The organism is Metabacillus sp. KUDC1714, from assembly GCF_014217835.1.
Lineage (GTDB): Bacteria > Bacillota > Bacilli > Bacillales > Bacillaceae > Metabacillus > Metabacillus rhizosphaerae.
Window position 1 is genome coordinate 1,583,659 of record NZ_CP055263.1, and the last position, 26,185, is coordinate 1,609,843.

General features: G+C 38.4%; 28 protein-coding genes and 3 riboswitches. Of the genes, 6 read left to right on the forward strand and 22 right to left on the reverse strand.

Annotated features, from left to right (window positions below; genetic code table 11):
• Positions 1–185: 185 nt before the first annotated feature.
• Positions 186–317 carry a hypothetical protein gene (locus HUW50_RS27000; RefSeq protein WP_260445668.1) on the reverse strand — a complete coding sequence of 44 codons (132 nt, stop codon included), beginning with the start codon at positions 315–317 and terminating at the stop codon, positions 186–188.
• Positions 318–611: 294 nt separating this feature from the next.
• On the opposite strand from HUW50_RS27000, the gene HUW50_RS27005 reads away from it, so the two are divergent.
• A complete protein-coding gene (locus tag HUW50_RS27005) occupies positions 612–743 on the forward strand; it encodes a hypothetical protein (protein ID WP_260445669.1) in 132 nt (43 codons plus the stop codon).
• A gap of 82 nt (positions 744–825) precedes the next feature.
• Positions 826–1,269 (forward strand): VanZ family protein, encoded by a 444-nt coding sequence (locus HUW50_RS07615; RefSeq protein ID WP_066328801.1) that lies wholly within the window; start codon positions 826–828, stop codon positions 1,267–1,269.
• 492 nt (positions 1,270–1,761) lie between these two features.
• A riboswitch (cyclic di-GMP riboswitch) is annotated at positions 1,762–1,845 on the reverse strand.
• 108 nt (positions 1,846–1,953) lie between these two features.
• Here the strand turns inward: HUW50_RS07615 and HUW50_RS27495 are convergent.
• The 3 genes from HUW50_RS27495 to HUW50_RS07630 form a co-directional block, all read right to left on the reverse strand.
• Positions 1,954–2,157, reverse strand: a complete 204-nt coding sequence (locus HUW50_RS27495) for a Spo0E family sporulation regulatory protein-aspartic acid phosphatase (RefSeq protein WP_066328800.1) — start codon at positions 2,155–2,157, stop codon at positions 1,954–1,956.
• A gap of 83 nt (positions 2,158–2,240) precedes the next feature.
• Positions 2,241–2,372 carry an anti-repressor SinI family protein gene (locus HUW50_RS07625; RefSeq protein WP_083964494.1) on the reverse strand — a complete coding sequence of 44 codons (132 nt, stop codon included), beginning with the start codon at positions 2,370–2,372 and terminating at the stop codon, positions 2,241–2,243.
• 26 nt (positions 2,373–2,398) lie between these two features.
• A riboswitch (cyclic di-GMP riboswitch) is annotated at positions 2,399–2,482 on the reverse strand.
• Between the two features lie 238 nt (positions 2,483–2,720).
• Positions 2,721–3,242, reverse strand: coding sequence for a DUF3221 domain-containing protein (locus tag HUW50_RS07630; protein WP_185653807.1), 522 nt, complete (start codon positions 3,240–3,242; stop codon positions 2,721–2,723).
• Between the two features lie 268 nt (positions 3,243–3,510).
• Between HUW50_RS07630 and HUW50_RS27010 the strand changes: the two genes are divergently transcribed.
• Complete coding sequence (locus HUW50_RS27010; protein ID WP_260445670.1) at positions 3,511–3,633, forward strand: hypothetical protein; 123 nt, start codon at positions 3,511–3,513, stop codon at positions 3,631–3,633.
• Positions 3,634–3,676: 43 nt separating this feature from the next.
• On the opposite strand, the gene HUW50_RS07635 is transcribed toward HUW50_RS27010, so the two are convergent.
• From HUW50_RS07635 to HUW50_RS07645, 3 genes are all read right to left on the reverse strand, one after another.
• Positions 3,677–3,889: a hypothetical protein gene (locus HUW50_RS07635; RefSeq protein WP_066328796.1), complete on the reverse strand. Its 213-nt coding sequence runs from the start codon at positions 3,887–3,889 to the stop codon at positions 3,677–3,679.
• Between the two features lie 647 nt (positions 3,890–4,536).
• A complete protein-coding gene (locus tag HUW50_RS07640; protein WP_066328794.1) occupies positions 4,537–4,695 on the reverse strand; it encodes a LytR family transcriptional regulator in 159 nt (52 codons plus the stop codon).
• 328 nt (positions 4,696–5,023) lie between these two features.
• Positions 5,024–5,956, reverse strand: coding sequence for an ROK family protein (locus tag HUW50_RS07645; RefSeq protein ID WP_311774053.1), 933 nt, complete (start codon positions 5,954–5,956; stop codon positions 5,024–5,026).
• Between the two features lie 320 nt (positions 5,957–6,276).
• A riboswitch (cyclic di-GMP riboswitch) is annotated at positions 6,277–6,361 on the forward strand.
• A gap of 23 nt (positions 6,362–6,384) precedes the next feature.
• On the opposite strand from HUW50_RS07645, the gene HUW50_RS27015 reads away from it, so the two are divergent.
• Positions 6,385–6,516, forward strand: a complete 132-nt coding sequence (locus HUW50_RS27015) for a hypothetical protein (protein ID WP_260445671.1) — start codon at positions 6,385–6,387, stop codon at positions 6,514–6,516.
• Positions 6,517–6,593: 77 nt separating this feature from the next.
• On the opposite strand, the gene HUW50_RS07650 is transcribed toward HUW50_RS27015, so the two are convergent.
• The 13 genes from HUW50_RS07650 to HUW50_RS07710 form a co-directional block, all read right to left on the reverse strand.
• Complete coding sequence (locus HUW50_RS07650; protein WP_066328787.1) at positions 6,594–7,793, reverse strand: SEC-C domain-containing protein; 1,200 nt, start codon at positions 7,791–7,793, stop codon at positions 6,594–6,596.
• 194 nt (positions 7,794–7,987) lie between these two features.
• Positions 7,988–8,317, reverse strand: a complete 330-nt coding sequence (locus HUW50_RS07655) for a hypothetical protein (RefSeq protein WP_066328785.1) — start codon at positions 8,315–8,317, stop codon at positions 7,988–7,990.
• Positions 8,318–8,466: 149 nt separating this feature from the next.
• Complete coding sequence (locus tag HUW50_RS07660; RefSeq protein WP_066328781.1) at positions 8,467–9,288, reverse strand: carbohydrate ABC transporter permease; 822 nt, start codon at positions 9,286–9,288, stop codon at positions 8,467–8,469.
• A 1-nt stretch (position 9,289) separates the two neighbouring features.
• The gene (locus tag HUW50_RS07665) at positions 9,290–10,255 is read right to left on the reverse strand and encodes a carbohydrate ABC transporter permease (RefSeq protein ID WP_066328778.1); all 966 of its coding nucleotides are present in this window, start codon (positions 10,253–10,255) and stop codon (positions 9,290–9,292) included.
• Positions 10,256–10,498: 243 nt separating this feature from the next.
• Positions 10,499–11,797: an ABC transporter substrate-binding protein gene (locus tag HUW50_RS07670; protein WP_066328774.1), complete on the reverse strand. Its 1,299-nt coding sequence runs from the start codon at positions 11,795–11,797 to the stop codon at positions 10,499–10,501.
• Between the two features lie 106 nt (positions 11,798–11,903).
• Positions 11,904–13,361: a response regulator gene (locus tag HUW50_RS07675; protein ID WP_066328772.1), complete on the reverse strand. Its 1,458-nt coding sequence runs from the start codon at positions 13,359–13,361 to the stop codon at positions 11,904–11,906.
• 21 nt (positions 13,362–13,382) lie between these two features.
• Positions 13,383–14,816, reverse strand: a complete 1,434-nt coding sequence (locus tag HUW50_RS07680) for a sensor histidine kinase (RefSeq protein ID WP_066328771.1) — start codon at positions 14,814–14,816, stop codon at positions 13,383–13,385.
• Positions 14,813–15,832, reverse strand: coding sequence for a sugar-binding protein (locus HUW50_RS07685; RefSeq protein ID WP_066328768.1), 1,020 nt, complete (start codon positions 15,830–15,832; stop codon positions 14,813–14,815). Before HUW50_RS07685 ends, HUW50_RS07680 begins: the two co-directional genes overlap by 4 nt.
• A gap of 145 nt (positions 15,833–15,977) precedes the next feature.
• Positions 15,978–16,529 (reverse strand): REP-associated tyrosine transposase, encoded by a 552-nt coding sequence (locus HUW50_RS07690; RefSeq protein WP_066328766.1) that lies wholly within the window; start codon positions 16,527–16,529, stop codon positions 15,978–15,980.
• Between the two features lie 209 nt (positions 16,530–16,738).
• Complete coding sequence (locus HUW50_RS07695; RefSeq protein ID WP_260445672.1) at positions 16,739–17,779, reverse strand: alpha/beta fold hydrolase; 1,041 nt, start codon at positions 17,777–17,779, stop codon at positions 16,739–16,741.
• Entirely contained in the window at positions 17,772–18,353 is a 582-nt protein-coding gene (locus tag HUW50_RS07700) for a hypothetical protein (protein ID WP_066328762.1), read from the reverse strand. Before HUW50_RS07700 ends, HUW50_RS07695 begins: the two co-directional genes overlap by 8 nt.
• Before the next feature lie 218 nt (positions 18,354–18,571).
• Positions 18,572–19,348: an SDR family oxidoreductase gene (locus HUW50_RS07705; RefSeq protein WP_066328759.1), complete on the reverse strand. Its 777-nt coding sequence runs from the start codon at positions 19,346–19,348 to the stop codon at positions 18,572–18,574.
• A 292-nt stretch (positions 19,349–19,640) separates the two neighbouring features.
• Positions 19,641–19,784, reverse strand: coding sequence for a YwzD family small protein (locus HUW50_RS07710; RefSeq protein ID WP_185653808.1), 144 nt, complete (start codon positions 19,782–19,784; stop codon positions 19,641–19,643).
• 418 nt (positions 19,785–20,202) lie between these two features.
• On the opposite strand from HUW50_RS07710, the gene HUW50_RS07715 reads away from it, so the two are divergent.
• Together HUW50_RS07715 and HUW50_RS07720 are read left to right on the forward strand one after the other, a co-directional pair.
• Positions 20,203–21,834 carry an SWIM zinc finger family protein gene (locus HUW50_RS07715; RefSeq protein WP_066328754.1) on the forward strand — a complete coding sequence of 544 codons (1,632 nt, stop codon included), beginning with the start codon at positions 20,203–20,205 and terminating at the stop codon, positions 21,832–21,834.
• Positions 21,827–24,583, forward strand: coding sequence for a DEAD/DEAH box helicase (locus tag HUW50_RS07720; protein WP_066328752.1), 2,757 nt, complete (start codon positions 21,827–21,829; stop codon positions 24,581–24,583). The genes HUW50_RS07715 and HUW50_RS07720 overlap by 8 nt, the downstream gene beginning before the upstream one ends.
• Before the next feature lie 366 nt (positions 24,584–24,949).
• Here the strand turns inward: HUW50_RS07720 and HUW50_RS07725 are convergent, their stop codons facing one another.
• Positions 24,950–25,156: a hypothetical protein gene (locus HUW50_RS07725; protein WP_066328750.1), complete on the reverse strand. Its 207-nt coding sequence runs from the start codon at positions 25,154–25,156 to the stop codon at positions 24,950–24,952.
• Positions 25,157–25,276: 120 nt separating this feature from the next.
• A complete protein-coding gene (locus HUW50_RS07730; RefSeq protein ID WP_066328749.1) occupies positions 25,277–26,179 on the reverse strand; it encodes an AEC family transporter in 903 nt (300 codons plus the stop codon).
• Between the last annotated feature and the right edge of the window lie 6 nt (positions 26,180–26,185).

Genomic DNA, 26,185 nt, shown 5'->3' on the forward strand with positions numbered 1-26,185 from the left:
TTACATTATTTTTTGGGTAATTTGTACCAAAGTGCTGTTGGAAGTGTTTTCATCCTTTGTATAATGCAGAGTAACAGATTCAAATTTTTTTAAACCTGTCATTATTGGCAGTAAAGATCTGATAAGTCTCACTATAGGTCTTGGGGAGAAGGAACACTACACCCACTGATGGTGGTAGTCTTCCTCTATAATCCGTTTGCTGCAATTGTTACAAGTGCACCGATCACAATTGCTAGAACTGGAAACGAATAAGTGATGAGTTTTTTTCTTAATTCCTTTTTTCTTGAGATTTCTTCTGGTGTTACCCAATTTGCCATCTTTTATGACCCCCTTTTTTTCGACAAAGTTGTCGAATCTTATCTTTATCTTTATATAATATTTCGGCTTGAATTTCTTTACAGTTAATCGTATCTACACCTTAATAACGTGGGTATTACGAACTACATGAATATACTTTGATATTTATATGCACTCAACAGAATAATATTGGAAATTCATTTCGACATTTATCTACAATTAACTTCGTTCTCAAATAAGAACAAAACGGTTCATTTCTGTCTCTTATTGCGGTATAGTCATATTCAAAATAGAGTTAAAGGAGGATAATAGGGATGCCTTTAGTACAATTAAAAGAGGTGTATACACCACTTCGTTTGTTTAGGATCAAACTATTTAAGTGTAAGCAGGATGGGAAGATGTATATTAAGAAGGGAAAAAAACCTGTTAAAAGAATGTTTGCTTAGGCATCTCGTATAGATGCTTTTTTTCATTTAGAGGAATAAATAACTGCATTGGTGTTTATCCTCTTAAAGAGGTGAACTCTAGTTGAAGATCTTTGTTGTTATGCTATATATAGGAATTCTTTTAATGTTTATATGTACGGAGAGTTTGTTTTTGTTCATTACTGAGCAAGAGCTACATTTTCAGTTTACACGTCATCCAAATCTTGCTGATTTTTTTCTTAACGATCTTCGTAGTTTATACGATATTACATATGTTATTCAAAAGCTTGGCCATTTCATTTGTTTTTTCTTTTTGGCCATGTTGCTTTATTGGGCGTTGCAGCGTTGGTTATTGGTTGTGCTTATTTCTGTAGGCTTTGCTTTTTTGACAGAAGTGGCTCAGTTGTTTTTTTCACGGAGTGGTAGGCTGTTGGATGTAGGCTATGATGTTGCAGGGTTGATTTTGTTTATACTTCTATATATGTGCTATCGATTTGTGGAGTGGTTATATAGTAAGGTGTTTACTTCTGAGGTCAGAAGACATTAGTTGAAAGATAGAGCCAATGAATCGTACTAATGATTACATTAGACTGTTAATCATTGGACCGTACCATGAAAATTAATTTTAGCATTAAAATGGAAGGGTCTAAGTTTGTAGAAGAATATTTTAGAGGAGACTTAAGATAACCATTTTATATGGTACTTTCTTTTCTCCTTGCTCGCACAACATAACGCTGATAATGTTTTTTACAATAATTTCTTGCATGACATTTTAAACTACATCCCTCGATCGTGCATATTTTCAAAGGAAGTTAATGATGAATTTACTTGTTACAAGAAAGACATTTAATAAGCTTAGTTCAAATACAGTTACATACAAAAAAATATATAAGGAAAAAGAACCACTCTAAGCAGCTCTTCTCTTCTTCTTCCCACATCTCATACACTGATTTGAATAATAGCTGTATTTGTGGTTCTTTTTAATAAAACAAATAATTGCTTTGATTTTTTTCAACCGCAGCAGCCCCCTGAATGTAAATCCGGTAGTCCAGCCACCATAGTGTTAAACCTTAGGTCTGTAACTTTGCGACCCTATTTTTCAATAGGTTAGCCTTTTTCTGATTTTTAAATTTATTATTTCCTTATGTAAATGATATTTGTGAAAATGGTACCATAATTGGAATTAAATTAGGAAAATATAAATTGACAAAATTCATCATGGATTTCACCGTTATAGGCTTTTGGTAACAAACCATTTACCTTTGAATTGTTTGATAAGCTGAAGTTCAAATATGTATTTATCCATTTTTTGACCGATAGCTATGGTTTCTGCGTGACTTAATCCATAGATTCTAATGGTTTGTATTAAGTCCTTTCTTATAGTATTTTCTAGTTGATGTTCTACATTTAAGATTGTGTTCCTAGATATATCCATAGATGATTTGGCTCACTCCGTATAAATAATAAAGGTAATTAAGGAAAATGACGTGTTCATAAGATTGTAAAAAAAAAAAGACCTTATTCAGGTCTGGGAGATTGATTGATGAAAGCTTTAATTTCTTCAACAGATATTCCTATTTCTAGTGCGGATAAGATTAATTCTACCCACTCTTTGTCTAGACCTTTTTCTATAATTAAAGAACTTAGCATGTGGATCTCCTAAAATATCAAATATTTTAAGCAGCTCAGCCATCATAGTTGATCACCTTAGACCTGTAGCTTTGCGACCCTATCTTTTGAAAGGTTTGCCCTTTTCTGTTTAAATAACAGAAGTTGTAGTTAAATAGTACTGTTCTTTTCCTATATAATAAATAAATATAAATTGACAAGTTATAGCAAGTATCAACATAATATGTCGAAAGTTATTTTCTTAGTCGTTTTTATTTCTATAGGTTTTAGAGAAGTGACATATTTTTTCATGGAGTGGCTATTTAGTAAGTTTTTTTATATCTGAGGTTAGGAAGCAATAGTTGATGGTTAGCGCTAATGCCTTTTTATTTAGTATTTATCTTCTATTATAAACTCTTCTTTTTCTCCCATGATACTATCCACCTGTATCTTCCATGTGTCTGTTTCCTTATTATAATGAAAGACTGATAAGATTGGAGTTTTTAATTCTTTATTGCTTAAGGCTTTATTGAGCACTTGTTCCTCAGTGAGGTCTGCTCCACTTGGTTTGTGGCTTTCTAGGACGTTTACGGCTTTTGCTTCTGCTTGGCCTGGGTAGGATTCTAGCATGACGTCATAGGAGATGCTGACTTTGTCTCCGATCTTAAGTGTGTCTGGTGTATTTGAAAAGTAGGCTGGGCCATTGGATTGAGTTGCTTCCTTTGGATTGGGGTTTACGACTAATACTGTATTTGCTGTCTTTTCAACGACGTAGCCTTCTAGTTGCATGCTTGTTGCTGGGTCTTCTTTTGGTGGTTGTTCGTTTGATCCTGATGTTGTGGGCTGGTCGTTACCGCAGGCGTATAGTCCGATTGTTGAAATTGTGATGATGAGGGCGAGTTTTCTTTTCATTGTGGGTCCTCCAATATGATATGTAATAAACATCACAGCTTTATCATCATTAGACGGTTTATGATGAGAAGAGTTACAGGTTATCTTGATTGGCTTAAATCCACAAAGAAAGTACTACCAATAATAGTGAGTTTGCCTTATGAATTTCTTGATAAAGTATTCCATAATTTAGGTAATGATGAAAATCTGAAAGTGATGACGGAAAGCTATAGAGGTTCTACTTATAGCAATGCAAGCTAGCTTCCATAAAAAAAAGGAGATTGGTTTGATGACATGGACTACACCTGAAGAGATAGAGAGAACTAGAAAGAGAAAGAAAACTCTTCTTGTGATCGCACTTCCTGTTGTTACGATTGTATTGAGTGCAGCAGTGACGCTTTTATTAAATTAATTTTTCTTAGAAGAGGCCTTACTTGGCCTCTTTTTCATTGTTCTTACTTTAGATACACTTCGAGACTCATTCCGTTTACATGGCTCTTCCAAACCTTTTTATCAAGCTTCTTTGGTTCTTTAAATTCATCAATAAAGATTAGGTCTGAGCCTAATAATGCTGTTAATTCAGCTAGGTTATGAATTTTCTTTAGTGAATGTTCATCATGATGAAAGATGACAGTGACTCTACCTGAGCTACCTGAATTTGATCCCATGCTTTATGCCTCCTATATTTTACGGACTTATTGTTAGTTTTTGTTATTTCTAGCTGATTTATGATTAGTTTGGTGAGATAGGCTTCATTATGTATTGGGAAAGAATAGTATGATACTGGTCAGGTAATGTTATTATTGTGAACTTTGAAGGGGCAATACGCTTTATGAAGTATTTTCTATAGAAGAGGAATTAACATTTTTCATTTCTTAAATTCAAAAAGGCTAAGTGAGTACGCTAATAAGCTGTGATTAAGATGGGTAGTAGGTCTGGTATGGTCTGAACACCTTAGAAATCTTGTAAGACGAGTCCCTACTTTTTTAGGGTAATAGGAACTTGTTTTTTACTTTTTACAGAACAGTTTTAGTTCGTTTTAATCATTTTTTGAAAAGGCTATTTACTTTGAAAGCGTTTTCAAATATTATAAGAACAAGCATACATTAGAAGTTACTTTTACATACGAAGGAGTGTTTGATCATGGAAGAACAAGGAAATGTTTTTAACGGAATTATGTGGGGGATGTTACTAAGTATTCCATTGTGGTTGTCATTCTTTCTTTTATTGAAAAGCTTATTGTGAATTTTTTAAAAGACAAATAGATCGAATCCATTCTTTTACAAGTGAAAGAATGGATTTTTATTTTGGTTTGCTATGCACTTGAATCATCTTTTAATTGCTGCTTTCTTTTCTGGATGTATAGATTTACTGTTTTCTCAATTTGCTCTAACTTATCTACAGAATTAACATCCTGGTTTATATATCTTAATGTCTTTTTTATTGATTTTGGAAGTTTGTCAAAATTCTTCATTTAACACCTCTCGAAAATATTACTATAAATTAGAACAAAAGAGTAGATGGAAAGTAATATTTTCTACTAAACAAGTAATTGGAAATCTTTCATATGTAGTTATTTTAACCACATGCTGAAAAGGTATTACACAAGAATTCATTAGCATCATTGAGAGTTACTGTAAACAAATAAAGGAGCGCTTATTTCATAGAAGTAAGGGAATGTGTGGGAATTTTCGCAAATGATCACATTGTGGTTTTCATTCTTTCTTTTATTGAAAACTATATTGTAAATACATTCTTTTATATAAATAATCCCTCTCAATTACGTGAGAGGGATTATTTTTTTATTTAGGTAACAGTCCTGCACCAATTAAACCCGCCTTTTGATCCAATAAAGCTGGCTTTAGGATGAAGGATTCTCTTAAGCTTGGATACAAATACTGCTTTGTTTTTTCAATTAATGGTTCGAGAATAAGGTCTTTGGATTTCATCACACCGCCGCCGATGACGATTACTTCTGGGTTTACTGTGTGAACGATATTTGCGAGACCAATCGCAAGGTAATTGATCGCTTCGTCGAGAATCTCTTGTGCAGCTTTGTCACCTTGTTCTGCAAGTTGGAACACTCCCTGGGCGCCGTTGGTTATGCCTAGGCGTTCTTGTCCGATGCGACCAATTGCAGTGCCGCTTGCGAGACCCTCTAACGCACCTTTATTTAGACCAGGTCCTTGGTAAGCATTCGGATCTGGATTGACGATCATGTTGCCTATTTCCCCGCAATTTCCTTGGGCACCTGAGACGAGCTGGCCATTGTTAACGTACCCTCCACCAACTCCGGTGCTAACGGTTACAAAAAACACGCTGCTAGCTCCTTTTCCTGCGCCAAGTGTTGCCTCTGCAAGAGCAGCTGCATTTGCGTCGTTTTCTAGTTTTACTGGTAAACCTATTTTTTCCTCTAGCATATTTACAAGTGGAATGTTTACCCAGCCTGGTAGGTTTGGTGGCTCGATGATGACGCCTTCGAATGCGTTGAGAGGACCTGGAGAGCCTATGCCAACTGCTTTGATTTCGTATTGTGTCTTTAACTTGTCAATCACTTCTGTCATATTATTGACCGCATATTCCGGTCCCTTTTCTGCCTCTGTTGGGCGGCTGTGCTCCTCGATGATTTCACCTTGTTCGTTGAAGAGACCGATGCGCAGGTTTGTGCCGCCTAGGTCGATTCCGATTGTGTACATTTTGGTTCCTCCTTGTGTGTGTCGGGGACAGTCCCTCATCGCTTTAAAGCGTTGGGGGACTGTCCCCAATTTAGGTATCTATTATTCCTTCAATCTCCTCTATTACTAGAGTCAATCGAATATCTATATTTAGTTTATCAGGGTAGGGAAATATTGAAAGCGTTTTTTATTGTTAGTTTCTATCTTTTTTTGGGGTGATATTTTGTGGGAGGGACATTGGTGGGGACTGTCCCTCTGCATTTTTATTATTATATCTAAAAGGCTTGGTACCTTTTTTCATAAGAGTTTCATCCTAAAATACATTAAAAGTTCATAATAGGTCAAAAGACCTACAAAATTCGACATATTTCAGCCGATATAAGAAAAAATGGCAAAATCACTTAAAAGTGATGACGCAAAGCTTTAGGGGCCTCTGCCTTAGGGCAAAGCTAGCCAGCTACCATCATACCTAAAAGGAGAACAATTTGATGTCAAACCATTATTGGGCAACACCTGAGGAAATTGCTAGAGTTAAAAAGCGAAATAAAACGCTTTTGTATATCTCTTTCCCAGTTGTTACATTTATTTTAACCGCATTATTCACATTATTGTTGAACTAAAGTTGATTTTACGTGAAGTGATGCCTTTCCCATTGGTTAAAATAGGAAAGGCGTTTTTCATTTAATAAACCTAGCACTTATTTCCGCTTTTTATTAAAAGGAGATTCTTCATCTTCAGAAAAAAGGTCTTCAAGATCAATTTCATCATCGTCTATTTCCTCAAAATCATCCTCATCAAAATCGTCTAGATCATAGTCAGGTAAGTAGTATGAATCATCTTCTTCCTCCATGAAATCATACAGATCTGCTAACTCACTTGCTAAGCTTTTTTCAAGCTGATGATACGCTTTTGATAAAGAACCTTTGCTTACTTGATAAATCTCAGCTAGTTCAGCTTGTGTATTGAAAGTAAAATAAGGTACTTTTTGGTCTATAAAATAGTGTAATGCTGAAGCATAAACTTCAGGTTTACGGATAACTGGTTTTTCCTTTGTACAGAAGATATACCACAACGTGATACCTAAATCCCGGAATTGCTTTGGTAGATCTTCTTCCTCATTTTTCTCATTGTACAATTTTGCTACGGCTTCATACTTTGGGTTCTCCCAATTTATTTGTTCAATGTCTGGGCCCTCGCCCATTTCGCCTACAATAATACTTATAATAATGCTCGGAAAGGCATCCAACATAAATGACTCGTGTATTGCGTATTCACTTTCATCAAAGATATTTAAAATCTCTGAAGTCAGAATTGGTGTTTCATTCGCGTCGAAGTCAAGGTACTCCGTGAAATAAGTAAATTCAGTCCCATATGGAAGCAAAAAGCCAAGAAGTGATCCACCCACTTCGAGATATTCATTTTTTTCAGTTAGCTTGACCTGCTTCTTTTCATTTGTAAAGATGTCCTCAACCACTAGATGGAGATCGTCGATGATGTCCGTTATGATTGAAAGAGAGGCAGTTGTTTGATCCCACGCTTCTAGCTGATTGAGTGTAGAACTACGCAATGTTTTCTCTCTCTTTTTCTCCTCAATGAACTGACTAAAGATCGATTGACCATGATCAGATCTAATCGAAAAGATTGACCAAACAGTTAGGAAAAATGTAAGAAGTTCTTCCTCTTCCTCAAGTAAATCTTCATCATCTAGAAAATCATCTAACACATCAGTTAGTAAGCTTTCATGCTCGTTATTAGCAAAAGCCAACAATTCAAACTGTAGTTTATTTAATTCACCATCACGAATATGATTCAGTGATACTACGTTATTATTCATACAGCATTTCTTATACTTTTTTCCGCTACCACATATACAAGGATCGTTTCTATTTATGCTCATAGATACACCGCCTTTTGTTGATATAGTTCTATTTTAACAGGGGGAATAGGGTTGTTATATAAAAAAGAAGTAGCAACCTACTATTTATGTAAGGAGACTACTTCTTATAATGGAATTTTTAATTGAGGAGTTATATTAATCGTTTTTTCTCTGGATCTGAAGCGTATAGAGGGATTTGGGGGATTTTGATCCGTTCACAGTTCAAATTGCTTTTTTACTTTTGCAATTTCTCTTTCATTTCGAACTGTCTTTTCCCATGTGAACTCGTGATCTGCTTCAAGTGATTCAAATCTACTTATGATTTCCTTATGACGTTCCGCATTTTCGATTCGCATTGATTTTTGTTCCTCTTTCAGAGCGTTTAATTCAACTCGAGTCGAAGTTTGCTCTTCCTTCATTGATGTTTGTTCTTCCTTTATTGAAGTTAATTCTTGTTTCATTGAAGTCTGTTCTTCCCGCATGCTTCCTACCATTTTCATCAGGTTAGTTAACATTTCTTCGATCCTATTTAATCTTTCTTCCATCGTTCCTTCACCTCCTTCTACATCATTTTACAACTTATTGGTGTTTATCGCTAATCATTAAAAATGAATTTTCAGAGTACTACTGTTCTAAATGTATTGGATCGAAAAAGACCCTTACAGTTAGTTTGTAAGGATCTGTCTATTTATTTTTATCCTTTTACAGAACCGGCTAGCAGCCCTTTTACAAAGTATTTTCCAAGTAGAATATAAACTAGCAAGGTCGGCAGCGCTGCTAATAATGCCCCAGCCATTTGCACGTTCCAATGGACAATCTGACTTCCCGAAAGGTTTTGTAAGGCAACCATGATCGGCTGTTGGTCAGAGGTTGTAATGGTTACGGCGAAAAGGAATTCATTCCATATATTTGTAAATTGCCAAATTGCTACAACAACAAAGCTTGTAATCGAAAGTGGAATCATGATGTGACGGAAGATTCCGATGAATCCTGCCCCATCGATTTGCGCTGATTCGATCATTTCGTCTGGAATATTTGCGTAAAAGTTACGGAACATCAGTGTTGTGATTGGTAAGCCGTAGACGACGTGAACGAAAACTAATCCTGGGATTGTGTTGTAAAGTCCGATTTCACGTAAGAATTGGATTAATGGGATTAGAATGCTTTGGTACGGGATGAACATACCGAATAAAATGACCGTGAATAAGACGTCTGCACCTTTAAATTTCCATTTTGCAAGGACATATCCGTTCATCGCGCCTAGGATTGCTGATAGCAATGTGGCTGGGATGACGAGATAAAATGAGTTGATTAAGTTTGGCGATAGTTTTGTGAATGCTTCTGAGTAACCACTGAAGTCGAGTGTGGTTGGAAGCTGCCACATTGTTGCTAGTGTTACTTCGTCAAAAGGTTTTAGGCTTGTGATGATCATGACGTAAACAGGCATGAGAAAGAAGAGACTCATGGCGATTAAAATTAGGTAGATGATTGGTTTGCTCATTCGTTGAAGAACCATTTTATGCCTCCGCCTTTCTGCTGTTGATTAAATATGGCACGATGAAGATTGCCACAGATACGAGCATGATAATCGCAATGGCTGCACCGTTTGCGTAATAATTGCCACGGAAGGTTGTTTCGAACATGTAGACACCTGGGACGTCTGTTACGAAGTTTGCGCCAGGGCCAGTCATCGCATAGATTAGATCAAAAATTTTCAAGGAAATATGGGCCATGATAATGATAACACTTACTGTAATTGGTTGTAATAATGGTAAAATGATTTTTCGATAGATGAGGAATTCTGATGCCCCATCCATACGTGCCGCTTCCCTTACCTCGTCAGGGATTCCACGTAGGCCCGCTAAATACATCGCAAGAGAGAAGCCTGTCATTTGCCAAACCGCTGCGATTACAACCGCGATCAGTGCAGCCGGAATTCCGAATTCTATTTTTCCCCACTGAAAGCCTGCTAGAATGTTTGTGTCTGTGTACCATTTCGGGCTTAAGCCGAGTTTGTTTAAAAATAAGTTTACACCTGTTGATGGATTTAAAAGCCATTGCCAGACAACACCTGTTACAACGAATGATAATGCCATTGGGAAAAAAAACAGGTTTCTGAAGACTGGTTCGGCTTTGATTTTTTGATCTAACAGAACGGCTAAACCCATGCCGCTTATGATCACAAGACCGATGAATAGGACTGTGAAAAAGATCGTGTTCCGTAAATCGGCTTGGAAACGGAAATCTTGGAATAAATAGATGTAGTTTTTTAAGCCTACGAATGAAAAGTCAGGAACGAGTGAGTTCCAATTACTAAATGATACATAACCAGTCCATCCGATAAAGCCGTATACAAAGATCAGGATAAGTAAAAATGATGGCAAGATAAATGCGATGGCCATAAGATGATCACTTGATAGCTTCTTCTTTTTAGCTAGGGATGCAACCGTGTTCTGTTGTGGATAAGGTTTGACTGTTTGCATTGGTTCTCCTCCTTGTGAGGCGTTGTTTTGGGTGGAGATATTGGTTTGGGGGACAGTCCCTATTACGGTGTGGGGGGACTGTCCCTCTTTTTTAGATGAAATTGTCTCCATTGCTTGTGTGGACTGGTTTTATTGTTGGTGGGGACTGTCCCCACTTTTTGTCCCTTTGCTATTGGGTGCTTGTTTTTGCTTTTGGGGACAGTCCCCTTACGTAATTTGGGGACTGTCCCCAAATTACTCAAATTATTTAAGTTCTGCAGCTGCAGTTGTCATTTCTTGTGTGAATTGGTCTGTGTTTTGTTGTGTGACAAAGATGTTGATGTTTTGGTTTACTTTTGTTAGGAAGCCTTCGGATGCTGCTGATCCGTGGGCTAGGCTTGGTGCTAGTTTGGCTGCTTTGAAGTCTACCATTGTGTCTTTTCCGTATTGGTCGTATTTTGTTACGTCTGCATCAATACGTGCTGGGATTGAGCCTTTTAATGGGTTGAATGCGTCTTGGCCTTCAACTGATGCTAGTACGCTTAGGAATTTTTTGACTCCTTCAGGGTTGTCAACGCCTTTTGGTAGGCCGAATGTGTCGGTGATGACCATGAAGAGTCCTTCAGTTTCTGGTGTTGGCACATAGCCAAAGTCTTCATTTACTCCTAGTTTTAAGTCATTTACTAAGTAGCCTTTTGCCCAGTCGCCCATTACGTTCATTGCTGCTTCACCGTTTGCTACTAATTGCGAAGCATCCTGCCAGTTGCGTGAGCTGTGGTCATCGTTTATATATGAAAGCATTTTTTTGAAGATTTCAGTTGCTTCTACTACTTTTGCATCATCAAATGCTAGTTCACCTGTCCAAAGCTTGCCGTAGTCTTCACTGCCTAGTACTCCTAAAAGCACTGTTTCATATAGATGTGTTGCTGTCCAAGGCTCTTTGTCACCTAGCGCTAACGGTGTGATGCCTTTTGCTTTTAATGCGTCTGCTACTTCAAAAAACTCATCAAAAGTTGTTGGTGCTTCTAAGCCGTTATCTTCAAATACTTTTTTGTTGTACCATAATACGTTTCCACGATGAATATTTACAGGTACAGAGTAGATGTCGCCATCTTTACTTACCATGTCAATTAAGTCTTGTGGGAATTTATCGTTTAAGCCTTCCGCTTCATAGAAGTCATTAAGCGTTTCCATTTTTCCTGCTGCTACCCAGCCTTCATTAAGCTCGGCACCACCATGAACTTGGAATGTTGCCGGAGGATCGTCACCCTGCATACGGCTGGCGAGTACTGCCTTTGCATTAGTCCCTGCTCCACCAGCTACGGCTGCGTTTTCAATTGGTACATCTGGGTACTCCTCTTCAAACAATGCCAATAATGCTTTTAACCCGTCTTCTTCACCTGCACCTGTCCACCAGCTAAAGATATCTAATGGTGCGGATGCGTCACCGCCACCTTCTTCGTTGTTGCCCTCTGGTTTTTCTTCTGTGCTCGAATTTGAGCTACATGCAGATACGATCAATGTAAATATTAAAAATAATGATAAAAGGAAACTCTTTTTCATCTTGCATCCCCCTTGTTTATGTTGAAATCGCTTACCTACCCCATTATATAGGTCAGTGCATCTGTTCTTTCTAGAAAACTTCTGCACTATTTTATTTATTTCTGTATTATTTTGTGGTTGCACCATCGGGCTTGCGATATTGCTTTGGTGTTCGGTTTGTCCATTTTTTAAACACACGACTAAAGTAATTTGGATCCTTATAGCCAACTTCATAGGCGATTTCTTTTAAGCTGAGCTTTGTTTGCAGTAAGAGCTCCTTTGCTTTTTCGATTCGGTATGCTGTTACATAGTCGATAAAGGTTAGCTTTGTTTGCTCTTTGAACAGTTTTGTAAAATAGGTTGGTGTTAAATCTACGTAGGCGGCCACATCCTCAAGGCTGAAGGATTCTTGATAATGGGCATGGATAAAGTGTTTTGCCATAGTGATTGAGTCGTTTCCTTCTTTTTGAAGGGTGATTTTTTCACAAAATTGCCGGATGAGCTTAAGAAAGTCCTGCTTTGTTTGCGCTTCTAATATCGGGATGTCACGTATCTTTATCCCTTGGCTCTCTAATGACTGTTTCAAACGAATGCCCCATTCTCCGAGAATATGGATCATGTTCTTTTCATCTGTTTCTTTGCTTAGATAATCGTAATATAAATGGAAGTAGTCGTTTGCTTGCTCAAGTCTGCCTGCTTGGATTTCATTGACTAAGGACTTTTCGAGCTTTATTAATGTCCCGTCCTCAACGTTTTCCTCTGTTAAGGGATAGCCGTAGGATACATTGGCCTCCTTTGTTAGTTGGGCAGATGCCAATAATGCTTGCTGATAGGATATTGACAATTTGTCTAGCTGAGCAAATGGGTTGCCAATGCCGATTGTAGTTGATGTGGGCAGGGCTTGGCTCATTGTGCGCGCTAATGTGAGCGCATCTGCTTTAACGTGATGCGCTGATTTTTTATCCGTAATAAATAGTACTGCATGCTTGTCTCCTAGTTCCTTTTCGATATATGGGAATGGTGCTTTTTCCTTTAGGAGGTTTGTGATGAGTGCTGGTTTGCTCTGTGTGAAAACTTGAAAAAATGCCATAGATGCGTTTTGATAATAATTTTTATACATTGTTTCAATATCTGTTGTTTGTTCATTTTGAATAATCGCTGTGATGATATGTTGTTCTGTAAGCTTTTGAGATTCAATCAGCTGCAGCTTTTCTTGGTTGATTTCTTGTTCAACTCTTATTATGGCTTCAAGGGTTTCTTGTTTGTTGCTTGGTTTTAAGATGTATTCTTTTACCCCCTGCTTCATCGCTTCTTTCGCGTATTCAAACGAGTTATAGGCAGAAACCATAATGAATTTTGTTTTTGGCAGCTCTTGAAGAATCTGTCTGATCGCTTCAAGACCATCGATTCCTGGCATGTGGATATCCATGAACATGATGTCTGGTTTATGTATTTTGGCTTGTTCGATGGCAAGTCTGCCGTTTGCTGCTTCACCCACCACTTTGATGTGTGTAAAGCTTTCCTCAATAAATTTTCTCATTGCTTTTCGTTCGATGATTTCATCGTCGACAATGATGATGTTCATTGCTTATCCCCCTTGTTCGCTTTATACCTCTATTGTATTTGGCAGTTTGATTTTAATAGTTGTGCCCTTGTTTTTTTCTGAATGAATCTCTAATATTCCTGGCTTCTTGTATACTAGCTCTAGTCGCTTGATGACATTGCGCAGACCGATGCCTGTTGAGTGCCCGCTATGCTCTTCATGTAAATGGGTCTGAGCTTTTGATAGAATTTGTTGTTTTCTTTGCTCATCCATTCCGATTCCATTGTCGCCTACCTCTATTATGACCTCGTCGTGCTTGTGATAGATTGATAGACTGATCACACCACCCTCTTCCAGTTTCTCGACCCCATGTATGAAGGAGTTTTCTACCAATGGCTGTAGCGTTAGGCTTGGTATTTTTACGTCTAAGCAGCTTTCATCAATATGTGTTTCAAAAGATATACGTTCTGCAAATCTTGTTTGTTGGATGTAAAAGTATTCTTTGACGACGTTTGTTTCTGCTCTTAAGGTTACGGTTTTATTGATGTCGCCTAGGCTTGAGCGTAATAGGGTTGAGACAGATTGAATTAGGCGCGATGTAACAGTTGCATCTTCTAAATACGCGGTTCTTGAAATTGTATTCAGCGTATTGAATAAGAAATGCGGGTTGATTTGGTTTTGTAGATGCTTAAGTTCGAGCTCCTTTAGTAATTGATCGAGCTCTGATTTTTCCTTTATTTCATCAATAAGTTGTTTAATGTTTTCACGCATGTGTTGGAAGGAATCACTTAGTACCTTGACCTCGTCATTTGTTTTCACCTTAATCGGTGGGCCATCGAAGTTGCCTTCTGAGATTTCCTTTGCTGCTTTTGATAAACTGCGAAGTGGCCTTGTTAGTCCGCGCGAAAACCAAACGGCTACTAAAATCGCAAAAAGCAGGGTTGAGCTGAATAAATTTATTGTGAACCATTTGAATGCATGTCTGCGCTCCTCCATTTCCTGATAAAACATTTGATAATCCGCTAGCTCTAGGTTTAAGAGCTGGAGGGTGGATTCGAGTATGTAGGACGAGATGTTGCGCACTTCTTTTGCATGTGTTGTGTATTGGTCAAGGTTGCCAAAGCGCACTGCTGCGATTGTGACGTCACTTTCAAAGATTAGGTTTTTAATCATTCTTTGGTATTTTTCGAGTTCTTCTTTATTAATGCCTGTCATCGCATCTTCTGCTAGACTTTCGTTGTTTTTTTGGAGGCGCTTTTTTATGTCTTCATATTCATCGATAAACACCTGGTCTTTTTCGACAACATAGGCATTGATTTTTTCATAGATTTGCGTTGATTGTTGAGTGATTTCATTGAACAGTAAAAAGCGCTCAAAGCTACCGTGATATTCGGAAACAATTTGTGAGCTGCTTAGGTAAATCGAATAGGATACGACGTTAAATAAAACTACAAAAGCAAGAAAGTATAGTAAAATTTTGTTTTGAATTCTAGTCATGGCTGTTGCCCTCCGCCTATTGCTGCAGGTGAAATTGGGAGATCCTCTTTATGGATTACCTTTGTATCTGTATGCTGGAGTGGTTCAAGGTCCTCTCCTTTGTTGAGTTCGATCATCTTTTCAACTGCCTCATAGCCCATTTGATATGGGAATTGGACAACTGTTGCTTCGATTGTTCCTTCTTCTATGTATTCAAGTGTTTCAGGAAGGATGTCGAAGCCGATGATGTAAAGGTCTTTTTCTGCTTTTGCATTTTTCACGACCTGGGCAATGCCAATGCCGTCGAGCGCACTTGTGCCGTAGAAGGCTGTAATTGCTGGGTGTGCTTTAAGTATTTTATGTGCCGCTTCGACAGCCCCGATTTCGGTAATGTTTGACTCCTCAACTGTTATGATTTTGATCCGCTTTTCAGTTGCTACCGCATCTTTGAAGCCTTGGACACGAAGCTTTTGATGTGAAGCATCGAGGCGGCCGGTGATGATGGCAACTTGTTGTCGGCCAGTTGTGTCATTAATGATCGCTTTGCCGGCGAGAAATCCAGAGTAATAGTTATCGGTGCCCACGTAGACAGCGCGGTCACTGTTTGGCGCATCTGTGTCAATCGTTACGACAGGGATGAGCTTTTCCTTTGCCTTTGTGACGAGCTTTTCGAACTCCGCTTCTCCCCCTAAGCCTTGAGTGATCACGCCATCAACGAGCCCTGCGATGGCCATATCAATTGTTTTTAAGTGCTCATCATTGTTGGCTTGTTTTGGGCCTAAGTATTCTAAATACACGTTATGATACTCGGCAGCATCGCGCGCACCCTCTTCGACCAAGCGCCAGTAGTCGTTGTCGAGTTCTTCTGGGATTAGGACGAAGTGGTAGGTATTGTTGGGGACAGTCCCCAATGCTTGAGTGGGGACTGTCCCCTCAGCAAAATGAAACGTTTCTTTGCCGTAATATAGTGTTAGAAAAGCAGTTAGTAAGAATACTAGAAAGGTTGATATGTATAGGAAACGACGGAAATAGTGCATTTTATCCCACCTTTGGTTGTGAAAGCGTTTTTTAGTTATTGTAGTCGATGTTGGTGGGAAATGGTAGAGGAAGTTGTTTGGGGGGACTGTCCCTTTGATGGATGTGGGGACTGTGATGGATGTGGGGACTGTCCCCCCAATCAGATTAAAGTTCGATTTCTTCCTTCGTTTCTTCGATGTAATCTTTATATAATTGAATATTTGAGTTTGTAAAGTAGGATAGGGTTTTGCTGGTCGTTACAAGCGGGTTTTTATTTGGGGTGATGTATGTAGTGTAGCTACTCCATTTATAATCTTCTGGTTTTTTAACGATGTTTGCTTTTACTGGATTTAAATGGATGTATCGGTTAACTGTCATGAAGTAGGATGCGTTTAGGATTATCTTTGAACCAAACCTTTCTTGAAACACATGACCTACTAATGAGTATCTTTTATTAAAGTACATTGCATATCTCATTTGGATAAGTTTCATAATTTTACTGATAGATTCTTGTGGTGTCTCAATTTGGAGGTGAAGATGATTGGGCATTAAACAATAGGAGTGAAGCAAGAAGGGGTATCTACTATTGGTTTCTTTCACATATTCCAAATACTTAAAGTAATCTCTTTCGTCATGAAATATTGTGTTTTTATTGTTTCCCCTTGCCGTTATGTGGTAGGTTGCGCCAGGGAAACATATTCGATTTTGTCTAGCCATTGTTACACACCTTTCTTCTTTTTGATGGAATGATCTTTCTTAGGTAAAGTTCGTTATAAATTGAAACATACCTTTTTTGGGGGACTGTCCCTTAAGAGAGGGTTTTTTAAATTTTAAGTGTGATTTTCCATTTTTCGAATAAAAAAGGTGGAGATTTTTACAAAGTTGGGGACAGTCCCCGCTTGATGGGGGACTGTCCCCAATTAATCCTAGGACCTATCTTTTAACCAACTTGAAAGATAGTCTGGGATTTTTCCAGTGAGGGCGATTGAGGCGTGCCCACCTTCTATGCTTAGGTGGGTTTTGTCTTTGCTTGTTACGTGTTTCATGATTGGTTTGATTTGTTCTTCTGGTACGAGTCGGTCATAGGTTGTTGAGATGGATAATAGATTGGCTTTGATGTTTTTGAGTGAGGCGTGTTTGTTGTTAATCTTGAGTTTGTTGTTTATTAGCTTGTTTTCTTTTCCTAGGTCGTTTAATAGTTGCTTAAGTGTTGCACCTGGTAATGGGATGTGCCCCTCTGCCCACATATTGAAGCGACGCCAGCGTTCTACAAAGTTGTCATCATAGCTTTTTTGCAGTAATGATGCTTGCGGGCTGAAATAGATCGGAGAGGTCACGAGGCGCATACCTGCCCATATGGCTGAGGCAGGTATTAGACCTAATGCGTCTATTGCGGGTTCAAGGTCTAGAGAGCCGTGCTTGAAGGCCTCTGCCCATTTATCAAGGACAGGCACATTACTAAAATCAACTGGTGTTGTTAGAAGAACAAGGTTTTTAATCGGTTCATCAGCAATTGCCGCGTAGATCGCGGCTAAGGTTCCGCCTAAGCAAAAGCCCATGACTGTGAGGGCTTCTGCTTTTGAATGGGATAATGCTCGTTTTGCCCCGGGCTGGATATAGCGTGTGAAGTAGTCATCTAATGTCATATCTTTATCTTCATAGCCTGGTATGCCAAAATCTATTAGGTATACTTCATAGCCTTCTTTTCCAAATGCTTCAATCATGCTCATGTTTGGACCGAGGTCAAGGATGTATGGTTCGTTTATGAGAGAGTAGATAAGGTAAAGTGGTGTTTTAAATTGTTTATTGGGTGAGGGATAGTGCCAGAGTGTGGCTTTGTTTTTTCTCCAAATTGCTTCTTTCGGTGTTTGCCCTACTTTAGGCTTTTGATCATCCCATTGGCTTAAAAAGCCTTTCCAGCGTTTTGCTTCTTCTAGTTCTATTTTGTAATTATCGTGGTTAGCCACGTTTTTTCAATCTCCGCTTTAATGCTGTAAGTGGAGATTCTTGATTTAGGACATTTTCTACCATTTTTGATGTGCTTTCGTTTAATTTAATTTGTAACTGTTCTTTTAGGAATGCTAGTTTTTCCTCTTTTGAGCTTGAGGATTTTTTAGTGTGTCTTTCTTTTTCAGGCTCTATTTCTCTTAAGCGATGTGAGAGACACTCTACTTTTTCGTTTAATTTGTCTAATGTATCTGCTAGAACCTGCGCCTTTTCTGCACAATTATTTCCTAAGGAATTTTGAAGCTTTTGAAATTGCTCTTCTATTAGTTCTAGTTTATCTTCTGATTGGAGAACAAGCTTTGCAACATTTGCGATGTCATCTTTTGTTGGGATTTTTAGTGCCGTTGTTACGAGGTCTTGATATTTCTGAAGTCGTTTTATGATTTCGCCTGTCATGTTTGAGTTATTCCCTACCAGACGAGTTAGTTCTTCTTGATTTAGCCACTTTTGAATGAATTCATTCAGCAGTGATTCTCCTCCTTGAGCAAGCTTCTTTAAATCTTTATAAAATTCGTTTGCCTTATCGTTTGACATGTTGGTTGATCACTCCTTTTTGGATTGGGGGACTTTTATTGGGGACTGTCCCCAATAATGTATTATCCACTCCTTATTTCTATAGAATCCTTGATTGCGTCGAGAGATTGTTGCGTTGGGGACAGTCCCCCTAACGCTAGAGGACTCTCCACAATGCACAATGCAGCAGCTTTTTGGGGACTGTCCCCTGCTATGCGCGTCCCCTCCATGCGTCCTCTCTAAGCTAGGGCTGTCATTCCACCATCAATTACTAGAGTATGGCCGATGATATAGTTGGATGCTTGGGAGGCGAGGAATAGTGTGGCGCCTTTGATGTCGTTTTCTTCGCCGATTCTGCCTGCTGGTGTGCGAGCTAGGACGGGTTCGCTGAAGTGGTCGAGTACGGGTTTTGATAGTTTTGTTGGGAAGAAGCCTGGGGCGATTGCGTTGACTTGAATGTTGTGGGGTGCTAGTTTTACGGCTAAGTCTTTTGTGAATGTCATGACTGCACCTTTGCTGGTGTTATAGGCGGTTGTGTTCATGAAGGATTCTAGTGTGCCTCCAAAGCCTGATACGGAGGCAATGTTGATGATTTTTCCTGATTTTTGTTTTGCCATTACTTTTGCTACTGCTTGTGAAAATAAAAAAACACCTTTGACGTTTACAGCCATGACTTTGTCCCATTTGTCTGCTGGCATGTCGAGAATTGGTGAGATCCATGATGTACCGCTATTGTTGATTAGAATATCAATTGTTCCAAAGTGCTTCACTGTTTCATCTACTACATGTTCGATATCTTCTTTTACCGTTACATCACACTCATATGCTAGCGAGTAAACACCTTTTTTTACCAAGGCATCACTTACAGCTTCACATGCCTTTAGGTCACGTGAACAAACAACAACATTTGCACCAGCTTCAGCAATAGCGTGGGCCATAATTTCACCTAAGCCTCTACCTCCACCTGTAACAATTGCTGTTTTATTTGATAAATCGAATAAATCTTTTACTTGCAATTGTGCATTCCTCCTTGTTTTTATAGATTTTGGTCCGATTCATTAAATCTATTTTTTTGAACCGTAGTATAGTATAAACAGGTTGGCAGAAAGATGTGAATGAAAATGGTATTTTAGTTTAAGCCTGATTTTTTTGATAGGTTTAGTTGTAGAATAAAGAAGTTTTCTTTAGCGCTTTAACGTTGTGGGGGACTGTCCCTCATTTACCACTTTAACGCAGTGGGGGACTGTCCCCATTTAAAATGTCCCCAAATAAAGCCAAAAAATGCGAGCACCCAGGGTGCTCGCATTTTTATGATGCGTATACTTTTTTTATTTGAGAGATTAGATCCTCTAATAATTCGTTGGTTGTAATATCGTTTGTTTTTTCGCCTTTATCGTGAGCGCGTAACAGAATTTGCAGCAGCTCTTCTTGTTTTAGCTGACTATCTTTCATTTTTACAAATCCCTTTCTTTTTTTACAATTTCAGACAATACGGGACTATTATACTTGCAAACAAAAAAACTTGCAAGAAAATAATAAATCTAGATCATGCCATTTTTAGGATATACCTACTACTGTAAAATTTAGTGTGTTGTTTTGTGCGATTTTTACTCATCATTAACTTAACTTCTTCTCACGAACAAACAATTCGATTGTTGCTTCTTTTTTATGTCCCCTGTTTAATCTCGCCCTAAACCTTTTTGAACAAATCATTATGAGTTATAATAGAAGAATTAGGTTTTTTATTTGAAGAACAGTTTACATTCTTTGTACATAGATTTATTTCTAGCTCTAGCGTCTAGCCTCTCGTGTAAGCCCGAGATGTTTAAGTTAGGCCTTTAGCTTTTCATATGAAAGGGGTTCATTGTATATGCTTGGTCGTGAACTTAGTAAAGAGCTTGTGCTTGGTGCCGGTGAACAAATTAAACAATTGCTTTCTCATAAGGATGAGGATGATCGGAATTTAATTAAAAAAGGACTCATCTTATTTCGACAAGGCAGTATTTATAATGTAAGCACAACTAGTCATACTGTTTCGGCAAGGGTTCAGGATGTTACAAGTGTTCAAGTTGAGCTAGATTTAGACGATTTTGTAATGAGTACTTGTACGTGTCCTTCATCTACTATTTGCAGGCACCGGATAGCTACTTTCCTTTATGTATATGCAAGCGTTGACCGCGTCGGAACGTTTGTTGACCTATGGAAAGAGGATAAACCGGTCGATGATGTACTAAAGCATGTTCGGAAGGCTAGCTCATTCTTTAAACCGGAAAAAGATTATGAAGATTCATCCTTAGCAAGCTGGATTGCGTTTTTTGATCGTGAGTATGATGAATGGTATGAGCAGGTTCCTTCAAATCACCAGCTTTTTCAGAGTCTTTTTCATCTGTATTATTCTTCTATTAAAAAAAAGGCACCTAAGTCTCCTGAGATGAAGCAATTTTTTATTGTGCAAGCATCGGTGACTGTGTTTTTAAAAATATTGCATCTTATTAATGAGACGAAGCCAACTGACTATATGTTACAACATATTATTTATCCATTTATTGATCAGCTGATCGATAATGTTCAAATAGCGATCCGTGAGATGAAGCGTTACGCATTGCCATTTGCGCTTGATCCACTTTTGGTTGATAGTGTCGAGCGTTTTAGGGAGCTTCTTTATACGAGCAAGCACTACCAGTATGAACGGGGCAATCTTTATCAATTGCTTTGGATTGAGTTATTAAGACGTGATAAGTTTATCTCGATTGAGCGAGAGTGGCTTGAGGAGCGTCTTGAACAAGAGCAAAAACTGAGATCAGATTTTGCAGTAGAAATGGAAACAGCTTTAATGCATATGGATTTTCTTCAATCCCGTGATGAGCAGATTTTCACCAATTTGGGTAAACTGACTCCAGCTGCATTGCCATTTACATTTAACTGGATTGAGGATATTTTGAAAAAGAAGAATTGGAAGCGCCTTTCAGGTTGGGTTTCTTACATGATGAACAGTTCGACAGAATATATAAATAGTTCACTGCCCTTTGAGGAAAAACGACAAACGATTCGCTATATGCTGCAATTAATTAAGCAGTATGGAAACGCAACAAAGGATGATCCGCTTTTTGAAAAAGCTTGTCGTAAAATGCTTCCATTTAGCTATGCCGAGTATCATGATTTTCTGCTTGATAAAGAGCAGTATAAAACATGGATTGAGCTCCAAACCTTATTAGGGTTTTCGCTCAATGAAATGGATTCCTATGTTTTAAAGGACATTGAAAAAAGTGAACCAGGTGTACTTTTGCCGCTTTATGTGAAATCAGTTCAGGATGAAATTGGCATGAAAACAAGGGAAAACTATAAAATGGCTGTACGTTACTTAAAACGCATTAAATCCCAATATAAAAAGTTAAAAAAGGAAGAAGCGTGGGAAAATTATATCCAGCATCTTTCAGAGGAGCATAAGCGTCTTCGTGCCTTTAAAGAAGAACTTAAGAAGGGGAAGCTAATTCATGATTAATACGGTTAACATTGTCATTCATGCGGAGCAAATTGAGGACTATCATTTTTATGTGTATTGTACATCAGAGCATGATGACAGCCCATTAGAAATTGCTGAATTTACCCGCTACCTTTTCACCTGGCATGAGTCCTCCTTTTATGGAACAAATTTGGAAGACATTAGCTATATCGGGATGCCCGCGGTGCAGCTGTCACCATGGATGATGGTCGAGCTGCTTGGAAAAGAAACGTATAATTCGCTTGCGACAATAACGTTATCAGAGGATGCTGAAAAACTAGCGAATGAGGCACACTCCATCTATGAGCTGATTGCAAATGGGCAATATGCTCCTGATTTTTCAGGCTGGAAGCAAGGTGTGACACGCTTTAAGGATACTGAAAACGAATTAGAAGGCTTCGCGTTAGAGTGGTTCTCAGCTGCGCTTACCGACTTAATTAACAACGATCGTGTTCTACATGATGCCTGGTCTGATATTGTTAATGCTTATCCTGTCTTAACAACCTTCCAAGGGCATTTTATCGATGAGACGGATTTCCACGAGAAAATTGGCTGGCATATCGATGATACACCGTTTACTGTAGGCCTTCGGTTAAATGAGCCAGAATTAGATGGTGATGAGTGGCAGCTTGAAATCCTTCTTCGTAGCAAGGCAAATGAGGATGAAATTGTCCACTTTCAAGGTGAGCTCCCAAAAAAATGGCGTCCATATCAACACAAAATTGAGCGTGAGCAGGAGCGCTTTTCCGAGGTAGTTCCATGGTTAAGCTTTCAAACTGGGACAACATTTGTTACAGAGGATGAGGCGTGGTTGTTTTTAACAGATGCAAGTGAAACACTCATTAATATGGGTGTGGAAATCTTGCTTCCATCATGGTGGCAGGTTGTTAAGGAATCTCAGCTTATGCTTAAAGCAAAGGTCTCGTCCTCTCCACGTGGACAGTCCTTTGTTGGGATGAATTCACTGATTGATTTTAATTGGCGCTTTGCAACAAATGGTGTGGAAATGAGTGAAGAGGAATTTCTAGCACTTGTTTCACAGCAGCGACGCCTTGTTAATTTCAGAGGGCAATGGATAAAGCTTGATCCCGCATTTATTAAGCAGGTCCAGGCAATTTTGAAAAAGGCTGACCGGGAAGGTATGCATCTTTCAGATATTTTACATCAGGAGCTAAATGCAAAGGATGTAGATGCTGATGACGATGAAGTCCTTGATACTCGTGCCTTTGCCAATATTCAAATTGAGCTAAATCAGCAAATGAGGGGCATGCTTAAAAAGCTTACAGATACGAGTGAGCTGCCTACACATGCGATTCCTGACGAATTCCTTGGTACATTACGTCCCTATCAGCAAAACGGTGTTGATTGGCTGTTATTTTTACGAAGTGTTTCCTTTGGAGCTTGTTTAGCAGATGATATGGGTCTTGGAAAAACGATTCAAATGATTGCGTATTTTTCATATGTATTAGAAAAAGAACAGCCTGAACAACCTGCACTGATCATTGCGCCAACATCTGTGCTTGGAAACTGGCAGAAGGAATTTGAGAAGTTTGCTCCACATCTACGCGTGAAGCTTCATTATGGAGCAAATCGTGCCAAGGGAGAAAAGTTTAATCCGTCGATCAAGGACGCGGATGTTGTGTTAACATCGTACGGATTGTCACATGCTGATTATGAGGAAATTTCAGAAATTGCATGGAGTACGATTTGTCTAGATGAAGCACAAAATATTAAAAATGCTCATACAAAGCAATCACGAGCGATTCGTAAGCTGCGTGGTCAGCATCATATTGCATTAACTGGTACACCTATGGAAAATCGCTTAACTGAGCTTTGGTCGATTTATGATTTTCTAAATCGCGGTTATTTAGGAAGTTTGCACAGCTTTCATAAGCGTTACGTATTACCGATTGAAAAGGAACGTAATGTTGAACAAATTGAACAGCTGCAGCGCTATATTAAACCATTTTTGCTTAGAAGAACGAAACGTGATGAACAAGTTGCATTAAATCTCCCTGAGAAGCAGGAGCAAAAGGAATATATTCCATTATCGATCGAACAGGCCTCACTTTACGAGCAGCTTGTTAAAGATACATTTGAACAAGTAACATCACTTGCTGGGATGCAGCGAAAGGCATTAATTTTAAAAATGCTAGGAAAGCTAAAGCAAATTTGTAATCACCCTGCATTATATTTAAAAGAGCAGCAGCCGAAGCAGCTTGTTACACGTTCCCATAAGATTGAGAAGCTTGTTGAATTAACAACAAATATTCGTGAGCAGCAGGAAAGCTGTCTTATTTTCACGCAATACATTGGCATGGGTGAAATGATGAAAAGCTTACTTGAAAAGGAATTTGGGGAAAAGGTGTTATTTTTAAATGGAAGTGTGATGAAGGCTGAACGTGATCGTATGGTTGAATCCTTTCAAAATAAGGAGTACCCATTCTTAATTCTTTCATTAAAGGCTGGCGGAACCGGATTAAACTTAACGGCCGCTAATCATGTCATCCATTATGATCGCTGGTGGAATCCAGCCGTTGAAAACCAAGCAACAGACCGGGCTTATCGCATTGGTCAAGACCGATTTGTCCACGTCCATAAGCTCATCACAACTGGGACAATTGAAGAGAAAATTGATGAGATGCTAGAAAAGAAGCAGTCATTAAACGATGAAATTATCCAAAGTGAAAATTGGATCACTGAGCTTTCGGCAGATGAACTTGAAGAGCTCTTTACCTTATCGATTTAGTCTTGTCGGGGGAACTCGAAATTTGTCTAATAGTCGATAAATGCGAAAAATCGAAGATAAATGGTCTGTTTTCGAAGATAAATTCGATAAATCGAAGATAAATTGTTCATAATCGTTGATAAATCAGTTTGTTCTTTAAAAGGGGTTCTTGAAATGGCAGCTAAGCAGAAAAAGGCAAAGAAAATAGAGGAAAAAAAAGCCCCGCAGTGGGAGAAGCTTGTTAAGCTAATTGAAAAGAAGGTTTCGAAGTAGCGCGGCAGTTTGATTGCGAAATTATTATACTTAAATATAGACAAATGAAAACCGCTTTGGCCATCAAGCGGTTTTCATTTGTTTATTTATAATGAGGATATTAAACACAATTAGCTAATGTCGAATCAAATTTCGCTTTTGAATTATATATATGACCAATCCTACGAGCATTCCCGTTATAGCCCAGCCTAAAAATATTGGTACATAATGTACAAACTCAAACTTCGCTCCAAAGAGGAGTTCAGCTAAAACTGCAGCACCTGTTAGCGTAACTGGAAATATTATTACCCAGAAAATCATTAATTTTAATAACTTAGGCATTGTATTCACCCCTTTGTTTTTATTCCTAAATGTCCCAGCTAAAACATAATGATGTTAAAAGTAATTCATATCAAGGGAGAAAGCCTTTTAAGATGAACAGGTACTTAAGTTAAGACTACATCAAAGAACGATCAGAAAAATAATAGGTAAAGTAGCTAGACTTAGGGATGTGCTAATCAACGTTGCACTTGAGACAAATTCTGGTTCTGTATTAAACTGTAGGGCATACATAGTCGTATTCGCTGCTGTCGGCATTGCTGCCATTATTATCATTATTTGCTTTACCATTACGTCAACAGGAAGGAACAAAGTAAATAAATAGGCAATTGCTGGTGATATTGCTAACTTTGTAATAAGAGAGAGTGAAACCTTTTCTCTCTCTAATTTTTTCACTGAAATTTTAGCAAGTTGCATTCCGAGTACAATCATTACCGTTGGAATAGCTGCATCGGCAACCATGTCAACCGCTTGTAAAATTGAATTCCCCAAACTAATATTCATAATTTGGAGAATTAATCCAAAAATTGCTCCATAAACCATTGGCATGCGTTGAACCGCCCGAATAGCAGAGCGAATGCCATCTCCTTCTGGACTGCCTTTTGCTGCGTAATAAACACCTACTGTACACATAACGAGCTGTTGAATGACCATTAATACGATTGCATAATCAAGGCCTGCTGCTCCAAACAGTAATAACACTACGGGGGTTCCGTAATTACCATTATTCATAAAGGAGGAGGCTAATATCATTCCACACGTTTCTTTAACTGAATACTTTCGTATAAATGCAATCAAATAGACAACTATAATGAGAGAAAAACATAGCGCAAATGTATAGAGTGTCATATATAAGTAAGTTAGTTCGAATTTCGTTGTATAAAAGGTTCTAAATACCAAAACAGGTGACATTAAATAAAGAGCCATTGTCGAAATTGTTTTCGTATGGAACCCTATTTTTTTTTGACCAATAAAACCGAGCGCAAATATACCAAAAATCGGAATAAGGATTAGGAAAAAGTCCACTCTATT